Annotated in this window: 8 protein-coding genes and 1 tRNA gene; 7 read left to right on the top strand and 2 right to left on the bottom strand. The window is 67.9% G+C overall.

All coding sequences use genetic code 11. The features are described 5' to 3' along the window. Positions 1–23 precede the first annotated feature (23 nt). Both HMPREF2826_RS02230 and HMPREF2826_RS02225 read left to right on the top strand, forming a co-directional pair. Positions 24–1,001, top strand: coding sequence for a D-alanine--D-alanine ligase family protein (locus HMPREF2826_RS02230; RefSeq protein ID WP_070638849.1), 978 nt, complete (start codon positions 24–26; stop codon positions 999–1,001). Continuing rightward, complete coding sequence (locus HMPREF2826_RS02225) at positions 1,001–3,952, top strand: helicase C-terminal domain-containing protein (RefSeq protein WP_070638847.1); 2,952 nt, start codon at positions 1,001–1,003, stop codon at positions 3,950–3,952. The genes HMPREF2826_RS02230 and HMPREF2826_RS02225 overlap by 1 nt, the downstream gene beginning before the upstream one ends. Positions 3,953–4,009: 57 nt before the next feature. Here HMPREF2826_RS02225 and HMPREF2826_RS02220 read toward each other — a convergent pair whose 3' ends face one another. After that, positions 4,010–4,981 (bottom strand): WYL domain-containing protein, encoded by a 972-nt coding sequence (locus HMPREF2826_RS02220; protein ID WP_070638845.1) that lies wholly within the window; start codon positions 4,979–4,981, stop codon positions 4,010–4,012. Continuing rightward, on the bottom strand, positions 4,978–5,976 hold the full coding sequence (locus HMPREF2826_RS02215) for a helix-turn-helix transcriptional regulator (RefSeq protein WP_070638843.1): 999 nt from the start codon (positions 5,974–5,976) through the stop codon (positions 4,978–4,980). Before HMPREF2826_RS02215 ends, HMPREF2826_RS02220 begins: the two co-directional genes overlap by 4 nt. Before the next feature lie 169 nt (positions 5,977–6,145). On the opposite strand from HMPREF2826_RS02215, the gene HMPREF2826_RS02210 reads away from it, so the two are divergent. The 5 genes from HMPREF2826_RS02210 (at position 6,146) to HMPREF2826_RS02190 (ending at position 13,108) form a co-directional block, all read left to right on the top strand. Next, positions 6,146–9,649: a zinc-binding metallopeptidase family protein gene (locus tag HMPREF2826_RS02210; protein ID WP_070638841.1), complete on the top strand. Its 3,504-nt coding sequence runs from the start codon at positions 6,146–6,148 to the stop codon at positions 9,647–9,649. A gap of 200 nt (positions 9,650–9,849) precedes the next feature. Beyond that, on the top strand, positions 9,850–10,998 hold the full coding sequence (locus tag HMPREF2826_RS02205) for an ImmA/IrrE family metallo-endopeptidase (RefSeq protein ID WP_070638840.1): 1,149 nt from the start codon (positions 9,850–9,852) through the stop codon (positions 10,996–10,998). Between the two features lie 2 nt (positions 10,999–11,000). Further along, a complete protein-coding gene (locus tag HMPREF2826_RS02200; RefSeq protein ID WP_058270832.1) occupies positions 11,001–11,483 on the top strand; it encodes a DUF4411 family protein in 483 nt (160 codons plus the stop codon). Positions 11,484–11,654: 171 nt separating this feature from the next. Continuing rightward, positions 11,655–11,729, top strand: a tRNA-Gly gene (locus HMPREF2826_RS02195). A gap of 98 nt (positions 11,730–11,827) precedes the next feature. Then, entirely contained in the window at positions 11,828–13,108 is a 1,281-nt protein-coding gene (locus HMPREF2826_RS02190) for an aminopeptidase (protein WP_070638838.1), read from the top strand. The last annotated feature ends 18 nt before the right edge of the window (positions 13,109–13,126 follow it).

The following is a 13,126-nucleotide window of genomic DNA, read 5'->3' as shown; positions in this document are numbered from 1 at the left end:
CTGCGCCAAAAGGAGAGCCCTCAATGGAGAAGACCGAGCTAACACACTATAAGGTCATAGTCCTTGGCGGCGGCTGGTCTGACGAGAGGGACATCTCGATGGCCTCGGCTCGCGCCTGCAGGGACGCCCTTGAGCAGGCAGGCTTTGGCACGGTTGACCTTATCGACGTGGCCGACGCGTCGTTCATCGACACGATCGCCCACGGCGGCTACGACGTGGCCTTCGTCGCCATGCACGGGAGGTACGGCGAGGACGGTAGCATCCAGGGACTTCTGGAGATCCTGCACCTGCCGTACACCTTCTCGGGGGTACTGGCGTCGGCCCTTTCGACCGAGAAGGAGAAGGCCAAGGACGTCTGCCGCGCGGCGGGCATCCCCGTGCCCCTAGGCAGGGTCATCGAGGCGGGCTGCTCCGTCACGGCCGATCAGGCCGCCGCGCTCGTGGAGGAGCTGCGCCTTCCGCTCTTCGTGAAGCCCGCCGCAAACGGCTCTAGCTTTGGCGTGTCGCGCGTGACCGCGACCGACCGGCTTCCGGAGGCGGTGCGCGCGGCGGGAGCGCAGGGGGGGCGCGTCCTTGTCGAGGAGTGCGTCGAGGGGACGGAAATAACCGTGCCCGTCATCGGTAACGACGAGCCCACGGCCCTTCCCGTCATCGAGATCGCGTTTGACTCCGCGTTTTACGACTGCACGGTGAAGTATGAGCCTGCCGAGCTGCACCACATCATACCCGCCCGCCTGCCGAGGGACGTCTATGAGCGGGCGCAGGAGCTTGCCGTGAGGGCGCACGTAGCCCTGGGCTGCCGGGGCGCCTCGCGCACCGACTTCATCGTCCGGGCCGACGGCACGCCCGTGATGCTCGAGACCAACTCCATTCCGGGCATGACCGAGCAGAGCCTCTTTCCCGACGCCGCGCGGCGCGCGGGGATCGAGTTTCCGGAGCTGTGCCGACGCCTGGTCATGTGGGCCCTTGAGGACGCGGCCTCCGGCCGCGAGACCGCCTGATGGGTCCGGACAAGCGGCGCGAGGAGGGCGACGCGGGGCAGGGGGCCCTTGCGCGCCTGATGATGCCCGGGTGTTCCGAGGGGACGCTCCGGCGCTACGCGAGCCTTGCCGCCGTCGCCCGCACGCGCGACTTTGGCCCGCTCGAGGACGGCGTGGTGGCGCTTGACACCGAGACCACGGGCCTCTCGTTCAAGAGCTGCGAGCTTATCGAGATCGCGGCCGCGCGCATTCAGGGCAAGGAGGTCGTGGAGCGCTTCGAGACCTTCGTTGACCCCGGGCGGCCCATTCCGAGCGAGATAAGCGCCCTCACTCACATTCGCGACATAGACGTGGCCGGCGCGCCGACGAGCGAGGAGGCCGTCGCCCGTCTGGCGGACTTCGTCGGCGGCATGCCCGTCCTCGCGCACAACGCGGCCTTCGACCGCTCCTTCGTCGAGAAGGTACGAGGCGGGCGGCAGGTGAGCGACTACTGGGTTGACACGCTCTCGCTCTCGCGCATCGCCCTGCCGCTGCTGACGTCTCATCGCCTGTCCGACATGGCGGCGGCCTTTGGCTGCGACTCGGTGACGCATCGCGCCATGGACGACGTCGACGCGTTGTGCGGCATGTGGCCCGTCATCCTCGCCGGCCTCCTTGAGCTGCCGCAGGACCTCTTGGACAAGCTCGCCGCCATGCACGGCGACGTCGCCTGGCAGTTTCGCCCCATTCTCTCCCACATAGCGAGCATGAACGATCCCGCGCCCTTCTCGCTGAAGGCGGCGCGCGCCGCCCTGCGCCGCCCTGCCGACGACGCGCCCAGGGTTGACGCGGCGGAGCTCATGGACCTGCGTGCGCCCGACGCGGGCGACATCAGGCGCGCGTTTGGCCCCGACGGCCTGGCGGCGGCGCTTTACGACAGCTTCGAGGAGCGTCCCGAGCAGCTCGCCATGGCTCTGGAGGTGCGCGACGCCCTTGAGGAAGGCTCCCATCGCGCCATCGAGGCGGGAACCGGCGTGGGCAAGTCGTTGGCGTATCTGCTCCCCGAGATACTCTTTGCCCAGATGAACGACGTGAGCGTGGGCGTGGCGACCAAGACGAACGCCTTGGCCGACCAGCTCGTCACCAGGGAGCTTCCCGCGCTTTCGCGCGTCCTTCCACGGGGCGTGAGCTTTACGAGCCTCAAGGGCTACGAGCACTACCTCTGCCTGAGCCGTCTTGACGCCGCGTCGCTCGTGGAGCTGCCATCGCCTCCGGAGGGCGGGACGTCAAAGAACACGGCTCGCTCCGAGATGCTCACGGCCATGGCCGTGAGCTACGCCTTTGCCTGCCAGGCGCAGGACGGCGACCTTGACGCCCTGGGCATCCGCTGGCGGTACGTGCCGCGCACGATGCTCACCACGACCCCGCAGGAATGCCTGCGCGCGGCATGCCCCTACTTTCCCAACGAGTGCTTCGTTCACGGGGCCCGCCGCCGCGCCGCGCAGAGCGACGTCGTGGTGACCAACCACGCGCTGCTGCTGAGGGACATCGACATGGAGGGGCGCATCCTGCCCCCCATCCGCCACTGGGTCATCGACGAGGCCCACGGCCTCGAGGCGGAGGCGCGCCGTCAATGGGCCCGCGAGGTGTCGGGTCGCGTCGCGCAGGAGGGCTTCGAGCGCCTGGGCGACACCAAGGGCGGGACGATCAGGTCGCTGCTCGACCGCCTGGTCGCCGTTTCCGGCTCGACGCTCCAGGTGCGCCTCCTCACGAAGCTCTCCGCCGCCTCCGCGGCCGCCGCGCAGGCCATGGGGACGCTCGTCGACGCCATCCACGAGCTGGGCGGGCTGGGAAGGGCGGGCGGCTATGACACCATGGAGCTCTGGATTGACGACACCGTCCGCGCGACACAGGAGTGGCGGCTTGTCGCGGAGGCTCTGACCTGCGCCAAGGAGCGTATGGACGAGCTGGACAAGGACCTTCGACACGGCGCGGACACGCTGGCGGAGCTTGACGCGGGACTTGCCGCCGACCTTCGCGCCGCAGCCGCCTTCGTGCCCGACCTGTCTGCGTCGCTGGGGCTCATGGCGCGCGGCGACGACAAGAGCTTCGTGTACTCGGCCGAGCTGTCCTGCCGTCGGCGCGACCGTAGGGGCGACGCCCTTATGGCCCGCAAGATCGACGTGGGGGCCGACCTGGGGGAGCGCTGGCTGTCTCAGGAGCGCAGCGTGGTGTTCACGTCGGCGACCATGACGGTGGGCGGCAGCTTTGACCACTTTGACCATGCGGTGGGTCTTGACGTCGAGGGGGCGGGGCGCCATGCGGGGCTGAGCCTGGGCTCGTCCTATGACTTTGAGCGCAACATGTCCGTCGTCATCGCCCAAGACATGCCCGTCCCCGGCGACGCCGCCTACCTGCCCGCCCTTGAGGAGCTCCTGTTTGACGTGCATCGTGCCATGGGAGGCTCCACGCTCACGCTCTTCACCAATCGCCGTGACATGGAGCGGCTGCATGAGTCCTTGCGCCCGCGACTGGCCAAGGAGGGGCTTGAGCTGCTGTGTCAGGAGCGTGGTTCCTCGCCGCGCCGCCTGCGTGAGCGCTTTCTTGCCGATGAGGGCTGCTCGCTCATGGCGCTCAAGTCGTTCTGGGAGGGGTTTGACGCCGCCGGCGACACGCTGCGCTGCGTGGTGATTCCCAAGCTGCCCTTTGCGAGCCCCCATGACCCTCTGGTTCGGGAGCGTGAGCTGAGGGAGGATCGCGCCTGGTGGCGCTACTCGCTGCCCGAGGCGGTCCTCTCGACGAAGCAGGCGGCCGGCCGCCTCATCCGCACGAAAAGCGACGTTGGTGTCCTGGTGCTGGCAGACTCGCGCCTGGTGTCAAAGCGCTACGGCAGCCAGTTCGTCAGGTCGCTTCCCAACCCAAACGCCATCCGGCTCGAGAGGGCGCACATGGCCCGCTACCTGGAGACCTGGCGCCGCTCGCGCGAAAGTTAGGAAATCGGGGCCTGGTGACTCCCGAGTCTGTGTGCCTGGGCGCCCTCCGATCGAGGGTCAGGGGCGCCCCTCTGGGGCGAGCGCCCTTCCGTCCTGGTTCGGCAGGGCCCCGATCAGGGCGGCGGCATGGTCCTGGACCTCGCGCCGCAGCGCCTCGTCGCGCACGATGACGCCCGCCCCGCAGGAGCACAGCCGCCGCACGAGCCAGCTGCCGCCAAAGTAGGGGACGGTTGCCTCGACGACTCCCGCGCCCGTCGAGCACACGCGCAGGCCGGGCCAGGGCGCCTCGTCAAGGAGGGCAGGCTCGCGAAAGACCAGGCGCACCTCCCTGCCGCCTCCCTTGCGCGGCTCCAGGGGCGGCGTCTCGTCTCCCTCCGCAAGCGCGAGCTCGCCCATTCGGTCGATGCGGAAGCTGCGTCGGGCGTCGCGGGTGCAGTCGTCCGCGTCAAGATACCAGTGGCCGCTCTCGCTGCGCACCTCCAGCGGCCAAACGACGCGCCTCTGGGGCCTCTCGTCGAGTCGTCCCTGGTATGAGAAGGCCAGGCGCCTTTCGGCCACAAGCGCGAGCGAGCAGCGCAGCAGCCCCGTCACGTCGGACGTTCCGGCGATTGACCCCAGCGTGCGCAGCACCTCGCCCCCGCGCACCGCAAGGTCTCCCGCCGAGCTGCGCAGCTTGACGACGAGGGGGTCGTCCTGGCTCATGCCCAGCCGCATCAGCGCCGCCAGCACCGCCTCCGTCTCGCCGCGGCTCAGGCGTAGCGCGCGCCCCCTGATGCCATGGCCAAAGGAGAAGAGGGTGACGGCGTCAGGCTCGTCTCCCTCGACGACGAGCGGCAGCGGGGTGCCTTCCTCGTCCTCAAGCTGGAGGAGGAGGGTCATGAGATGACGGGCGTGCTCGCGGTCGCAGCCCAGCCGTCTAGAGATGCCCGCAACGTCTATGGCGTCACCCTCGTGCGCGAGGGCGCCCAGGAGCAGGGCGAGCTCGCGCGCCTCGTCGGTTCCGCCCCGTCGTCCCCTGGCGGCGCTCATGCGAGGGCCTCCCGCAGTACGACGCGGTAGGCCTCCCGCAGCGACGGCGGGTCAAGGGGGGTCATGCCGGCCCCGATGAGCCAGCGCGCCGCGCCCCTGAGGTCTGCCACGTCGACGAGCCACACCTCTCCCTCCTCGCGTCGGCCGTCCCGTCGTCCCGCCCCGGCCTCAAGCTGGGCGCGGGCGTCCTGGTCGCAGGACGGGGGGACGACGACGCGCGCCTGGGCGCAACGAGGCCCCATCTGGAAGGGAAGCTTGCAGAAGGTGTTGACGACGAAGTCGGCGGGAATCTCATAGGCGCCCGCATCGCCGCCCGCCCGCAGCTCAAGGAAGCGGTCGGCGCGAAAGGTCCGCGCCCGCTCGCGCCACGGCGCGCCCGCGGCCAGCTCGGCGCTGTCCTGCGCCACGACATAGACGCAGCCGTGCAGTCCAAAGGCACCGAGAAGCGCGAGCGAGCGGCGGCTCGTCTCTCCTCGGGCGTCCTGGTAGAGAGCCTCAACGGGGCGTCGCTCCGACAGCGCTCGGAGGAGCCCCGCCGTCAGGCCCCCGTCGTCCCTCGCCGTCCCTCGCCGCACGGCGCCCCCCATGTATCGGCGGTCCACCTTCTCGAGCGCTCGCGCAAGCTCATGACGCAGGGCAAACTCGGGGTCATCCAGGAGGGGCTGGCAGACGAGGTCAACGAGCAGGGACTCCTCGTCGGACAGCCCCTGCTCGCCGGCAAAGCTCTCGTCGGGGTCCGCCCTCCATCCCGTCTGCCCTCCGCCGAGCGAGATGGGGCGAAGCACCAGGCCCAACGCCCTAAGACGCCGTCGGTCACGTTTGAAGGCGGTGTCGAAGCTGGCCTTGACCAGGCTCCCGTAGTAGCGCTGATGCAGCTCCGAGCCGGCAAGGGGCCCTCTGGCGTTGGAGAACGCGACGATGAGGCTCGCGAGGCGCCGGGCCTGCTCGTCATCCTTCGTCATGCGCCCGCCGCCCTCCTGGCGCGTCTCGCTCATGCGACCTCCCTTGCCCACGCTGCGCCCCGCCTTCCGTCGCCCGAGCGCGGGCCCCGGCGGGCTCCCGTTGCCCGTTTGGAGCGTGCCGCGTCGGCGAACGTGCACCTTTAGACGTATACTCTATCGTTGAATCGATAGTCGAGACAGCCTTCGGCAAGGGGAACACAGCATGGCTTCCACGCGCGACTACACAGACTACCTCAACGACCGCGTTGACATCGCCCCGGCCAACAGCCAGGAGGAGCTGGATGCGGCACAGCTCATCCATGCGATCATGGACGAGCACGGCCTTGACGCCACCATCCAGGAGTTTGACGCGCCCGCCCAGGGCGACCTGGCACACGACCTGACCTACCTGCTCCTCGTCATCGGCATGGTCATGTCCGGCATTCTCGGCACGCCCGCCGGCGTCATCGGCCGGCTGCTCGTGCTTCTGTGCACGGGCGTCCTTGCCGCGCGCTTTGGCGGCTATGACCTGCTGGGCGGCCTGGGTCCCAAGGCCCGCAGCCAAAACGTCATCGGCGTCCATCGCGCCGAGGGTCCGCTGGTGGTCAAGGGCAACCGTCCCATCGTCGTGGTGGCCCACTATGACACGCCCAACGAGGGACTGCTCCACAAGCCCCAGACCGCCGGGTTCCTTCCCGTCATCCGCCGCTCGTCTCTCTGGATCGTCGCCGGCATCGCCCTGTGCGCCTTCGTCCAGCTGCTCGGCTTCATCCCCGACGCTGCGCGGCACCTCTTCTGGATCGTGGGCATGCTCGCCGGCGTTCCCCTCCTGGCCGTCGCCGCCGCAGGGGTGTACGAGAGGTTCGCCCCCTGCACGGCCGGCGCCAACGACAACAAGTCCTCCGTCGCGGCGCTCCTTGGCGTCCTTGACCTCGTCCGTCCCGCGGACGACGCGGCCAAGCGCTGGGCGGCGTCGCACCCGCGCACCGCGCCCGCCCGACAGGACGGAACCGCTCCCGCACCGGCTACCCACGAGGGCGAGGACGCCGCGCCTGCGGCGCCCGACGAGCCCTATGAGCGGGGCGCCGACGAGGGTGCCGCCGCCGGGGGCGTCGCTGCCGTCTCCGCCCGTCTGGGCGCCCTGGCCGCCTCGCTTCGCACGGGCGCCCTCGACCTCGTCGGGCGCGCGCGTGGCGCCGTCCTGCATGACGAGGGCGCTCCCGACGGTCGGGACGTTCAGGACGATGCGGCGGGCGCCCCCACGGTCGTGGCGACGACGCGCACGGCAACGCCGGCCTCGTCGGAGTGGGGCTCGGTCGAGCCGGCCCAGCCGACGCTCCGGCTGGACGGCGAGGCGCCCCACGCTGACGAGAACGACGCGAAGAGCCCTGAAGAGGGCGCGCCTGAGGATTCGATCGAGCAGGCCCACGAGGCGCAGGCCGCAGGTGACGACGTGCGGCCAGGCCGGGAGCCGGCCGCGTCCGCTGCGGCGCCCGCGCCCGCGACGTCATCTCAGACCGCGTCGGCGTCCGTCGCGACCGAGGAGGTCTTCCACGGCGTCGTCCGTCGCGGTGCGGGGTTCGTCGAGAGCCTCCAGATTCTCCCGTCCGACTGCGAGATCGTGTATGAGCGCCCGCCGCGTCCCAAGATCGACCTCTCGCGCCTGCCGGAAGTTCCCGCGATGCCGGAGTTTCGCGTGGAGGACTTCTACCTTCCGCCGACCGAGGGCCAACAGGAGGGCCCGGAGGTCGATGACGAGACGGGGACCGGCTACATCCCGCCCTTCATCAACCCGCACCGTCGCAGCGTGACGTCTTCCGTCACCGCCGACGTCGCCGCACCCGTCGACGACCAGGCCACCGCCCGCTACGCCCCGCACGTCGATGACGCCTACAGGGCCGACGACGGCTCGCGTGCGGGGGCGTCGTACCCTCCCACGGCCCAAGATCTGCTTGACCGGGTTCCCATCCCGGAGTATCAGGTGGTTGGCGTCGACGACGCCGGGCGCGACGGTCAGGCACCCGCCCGTCGTGGTGAGACCCCAGACGACCGTGACGCCACCGAGGGCGTCGAAGCCACGGCGGAGCCGTCACCCGACGTCCCTCACGACAATGACGCCCTTGCTTCCGCGACCGACGGCGACGTTCGCTCGGAGGGCTCCTACGACGAGCGGCCCTATGACGCCTATTACGATGACGACCTCGACGACTATGACGTCGAGCCTGCCGGGATCCTCGACAAGATTCGTTTTGCGCTCGCTGACATAGGGGGGCGCCTCTCAAAGCGAGACAAGATGTCGGGAAACACCGAGACCTTCATGCCGCTGCCCGACACGTCGCGCACGGCCGAGGTGGCAAGGCCGACGCAGGCCGCCGCGACGGACGAGCCGCATCCGACCCAGACCGGCGACGTGGAGCCCGCCGGCCGCGCCGCTGCCGATGCCACCTTGCCTCAGGAGCAGGACGACGCCGACAGCACGGCGCAGGCAGAGCCTCCGACGGAGGAGTCAGGCACAACTGTCACGCCCGACTCCAGCGAGGAAGACGCCTCGCCATCCTCACTGGTCAAAGGCAACTTTGATACTGGGGATGACACCCGCAGCCTCGTCGAGGGCGACATGGCGGGACTCGACCTTGCCGAGGAGGAGCCTCAGCCCGAGGAGCGTCCCGCCCCGCGTCCCATCGACGACCCGCAATGGGGGACGCCCGACTATACCCCCGCCCCGCCCGTCGCTCAGCGCGCCGCCCTCTTTGACCTGCCGGATCCGTCGGTCATGCCCAAGGACCCCTTTGCCCCGGACGACCTGGCCCCCATCGACGTCCAGGACGCGCAGTCTCCGTCGGATGACGGCGCGGCGCAGGCGCGTGGCCAGCGCCAGCCCATCGGCCTCGTGCGCCCCCAGCATACCGAGCCCGCAGCGGCCCCGGCGTCCTCGAAGCGACCTCGGTCAGAGCGCTTTGGGGGCTTTGGGCGCCTTGGCAGGAAGAGACGCGAGGAGAAGGAGCAACCGGACTCCATGAGCGAGTGGCTGGGCGTTGACGAGGACTACGACGCAAAGACGAACGGCCGCGCCATCGGGTCCTGGGACAAGTTCAAGGACGAGGAAGACGGCAACGGACGACGCCGCCCGTGGAAGGGCGGTGCCACCGAGCGCTTTGACCTGCGGGACGAGGAGGCGCCGCAGGCGGGGGAGGCGTCATCCGACGTCAACTCGCCCGACGCGAGGGAGCGCCCCTCGGAGGAGGACCTGCGCGAGTCGATTCTGGGTATGAGCGACGATGAGCTTCTCTCACACGACATCTGGTTCGTCGCGCTTGGCGCCTCGACCCTGCGTCACGCCGGCATGCGGGAGTTCCTGGCGGACTACCGCAAGTCCATACGCGGCGCGTTCGTCATCAACCTCGACTCCGTGGGTGCCGGCGACCTTACGCTTCTGACCAAGGAGGGCGTCAGCTCGGCGCACAGGGCGGACCGCCGCCTGGCAAAGCTTCTCGCCGCCGTCGCCAAGGACCTGCACATCCCGCTGGGCAGGATACGCTTTGACTGGACCGACACGGACGCGACGCCCGCCATGGAAGCCTCCCTGCGCGCGGCGACCATCATGGGCGTGTCGTCGCAGGGCGTGCCCGCGCTCTCGCGGACGGCGGACGACGTGGCAGAGAACGTGAACGACCGGCAGGTCGGTCAGGTCACGGAACTGGTGGCGGAACTCATCCGTCGTTCGTAGCCAGCACAACAAGACGCCGGGCCGGGGCCGCCTCAAGGCGGCCCCGGCCCTTGCGTAGGACCCGTCCTACGGCAAGGCAAAGATTGGCGCCGCGATTTTTGTCCGTCGGTCCTGTTAGCTGTAGTGGCTCCCTCTTGCACCACATATAATCAAATCAATGGTACTTGAGTGCTTGACGGCAGAGGAGAGGAGGCTACGACATGGCGATGTTGAATCCCGAGGTGCTTGAATGGGCCGTTCGCCGCAGCGGCCTTTCCGGCGAGCAGGTCGTCAAGGCTTTCCCCAAGTACCGTGCGTGGCTCGACGGCTCCTGGAAGCCGACCGTCAAACAGCTGCGCGACTTCGCGAACAAGACCCATGTGAGCGTAAGCGAGCTCTTTGGCAGCGAGTTGCCCGATTATGCGCTACAGATCGCAGACTTCCGCACAGTGAATGACACGCCGTCCCAAGACCCGAGCCCCGAACTCTTCGACACAATCGACGCCATGATGGGCAGGCAGGACTGGCTGCGGGACTATTTCCTGCATGAGGGATACGATCCCGTCGGATTTGTGGGCTCTTACCGATGGGCCGACCGCAGCGATGAGACGGGAGAGAGGGTCGTCAGCGACCTGCGCGGGCTTCTGAAGCTCAATGAGGGCTGGGCCGCCTCCTGCAAGACGGTTGCTGAGGCGCTCAGGATGCTTAAAGACCGCGTGGAGGCGGCGAACATCTCTGTGGTCATCAATGGTGTGGTGAACGACAACACGCATCGCGCACTGGATGTGGACGAGTTCAGAGGTTTTGTGTTGGCGGACGACATGGCCCCGATTATTTTCATCAACGGACGCGACGCCAAGAGCGCGCAGATCTTCACGCTCGTGCATGAGCTATGCCACCTGGCCTTTGCCCAGACGGGCGTGAGCAACGCGCCCGACGACGAGGATAGCGACGTCACCTTGGAGCGGTTCTGCAACGCCGTCGCCGCCGACTTCCTTGTGCCGACGAGCATCCTGGCGAGCAGGTTCGATGGCGGTGCCACGGACGCCTATCCTGCGCTTAAGGCTATCGCCCATACGTGCAAGGTCAACTTTGTCGTTGTCGCGCGGAAAGCCAAGGACATGGGGCTCATCGACGAGGACACCTTCTTCGCTGCCTGGCGGAGCTACAAGGATGACGTGCCCGAGACCGCCAAGCCTGACAAGGTCGGAGGCAACTACTTCCTCAGCAAGCAGTACAAGCTCGGATCTGTGTTCTCCGAGGCCGTGCTCAACGCTGTGAACTCCGACTATCTGAGCTATCGTGACGCCTACGACCTGACCGGCCTGAGCGCACCAAGCTTCAAGACCTACTTCGAAAAGGTGGCGTGACGTTGGAACGCTACCTCCTCGACGCGAACATCTTCATAACGAGCGAGCATCACATCCCGCAGGACATCTTCGAGAGCTTTTGGCTTGAGTTGGGCAACACGCTTGAGTCGGGCGTTGCAGTGCTGCATCAGACGGTGGTAGACGAGCTGAAACGCAAAAAAGACCCTCTTGTCGATTGGATTGGGAGTCTGGACGGCGTTGAGGCGATGCCTGCGTCCGACAAGACGTTGGAGAAATACCTCGAGGTGTGCGCCTGGGCCGACGGGCAGAGCTATGAGCCGCGGGCACTTCGTGAGTTCAAGGATGAGACCCGCGCCGATGCATGGCTGTGCGCCGAGGCGCTGGCGAGCAACTTGACACTAGTGACCTATGAGACTCCGTCGAACAGCCTGAAGAGGGTGAAGATCCCTAACGTCTGCGAGGGTCTTGGCGCGCGTCACGTCGACGGCTTCGACTTCATGCGGGCGCAGGGCTTTCGGTTCTAGGAGAAATGCCGTTGCCGTCACGTGTACGCGTATACGTACCGCAAACGAAGAGCCGCTAGATGCGGCCGTGACAGCGGGGGAGACCGTCTCTGGGCTTTGCGTGTACGCCTGCCAATTAGACAAATCATAGATGGTCTTTTCGACCGCCGTTGTGCTAAGATTTCGTGTTGCGCGGGCGTCGCCAAGTGGTACGGCACGAGCTTCCCAAGCTCGCATTCGCGGGTTCGAGTCCCGTCGCCCGCTCCAGAACCGTGATGGGCGGACCTTCGGGTCCGCCCTTTTCATATGAGTGCGTCATATACACAGGTTAAAGACGCGTGCCTGTGTGAGAACGGAGGTCGTCCATGAGCGAGCCGGAAGCCATCCCCGGACCGTCAGGCGAGGCCCTTGCGACGCGGCAGCGACGCTATGCGCGCCTGCTCGTGCGTACGGGCGTGGCCATCAAGAAGGGGCAGGAGCTGGTGCTCCAGGCGCCGGTGGAGCGGGCGGACTTTGCCCGCATGGTGGTGAGCGAGGCGTATGCCGCAGGCGCTGCCCGCGTGACCGTCCTGTGGCGTGACGACCAGGTTGACCTCCTTGACTACCAGCATGTCGCCCTCGAGCGCTTCATGCACACCGCTAGCTGGAAGCGCGAGCAGCTCGACTCGCTGGCGGAGGCCGGGGCGGCCTTCCTGTTTCTGACGGGTTCCGACCCCTCGCTGCTCGCAGACGTCGATCCGGCAAAGCCTGCCGCCGCGATAAAGGCGCGCAACACCGAATGCCGCGCCTATCGTGAGGGCATGGACTTTGGTCGCAACGCCTGGTGCATCGCCGGCGTGCCGGTCGAGGCTTGGGCGCGAAGGGTATTTGGCCAGCTCGCGCCGCACGAGGCCGTCGACAGGCTCTGGCGGACCATTCTTGTGGTGGCACGCAGTGACGGAGACGACCCAGAGAGCGCCTGGGCGAGCCATGACGCCACGCTCAACGACCGCAAGCGGCTGCTTAGTGAGGCGGCGTTCACGTCCCTGCGCTATCGTTCGTCAAACGGCACCGACCTGACCGTTGGCCTCAATCCCGACCACGTCTGGGAGGGCGGGTCGATGACAACCCAGGCCGGGTGCACGTTCTTTCCCAACATGCCGACCGAGGAGGTGTTTACCACTCCCGACCGCCTGCGCGCGGAGGGCGTGGTCCACTCGGCCCTGCCCCTCGTCCATGCCGGGCAGGTGGTCGACGACTTCTGGCTGCGCTTCTCTGAGGGACGCGTCGTCGAGTTTGACGCCGCGCGAGGCAAGGACGTCCTTGAGCAGGTCCTTGCGACGGACGAGGGCGCTCGTCGTCTGGGGGAATGTGCGCTCATCTCAAAGGACACGCCCATCAGGCAAAGCGGCCTGTTGTTCTACAACACGCTGTACGACGAGAACGCGAGCTGCCACCTTGCGCTTGGCATGGGATTTCCCGAATGCCTTCGCGGCGGCCCGTCCCTGGGCACGGACGAGCTCCTCAGGCGCGGCGTCAACCAGTCCGCCACTCACGTCGACTTCATGATGGGCGCCGACGACCTCGCCGTCTGGGGCGTCGATGCCACGGGAGACCAGACGCCCCTATTTGAGCGGGGCAGGTGGGCGACGTCCTGGGCAGGCTAGGCGTCGGGGCGCGCAAGC

This window comes from Olsenella sp. HMSC062G07, from assembly GCF_001811895.1.
Lineage (GTDB): Bacteria > Actinomycetota > Coriobacteriia > Coriobacteriales > Atopobiaceae > Olsenella_F > Olsenella_F massiliensis.
This window is presented reverse-complemented; position numbering and strand designations above follow the sequence as displayed.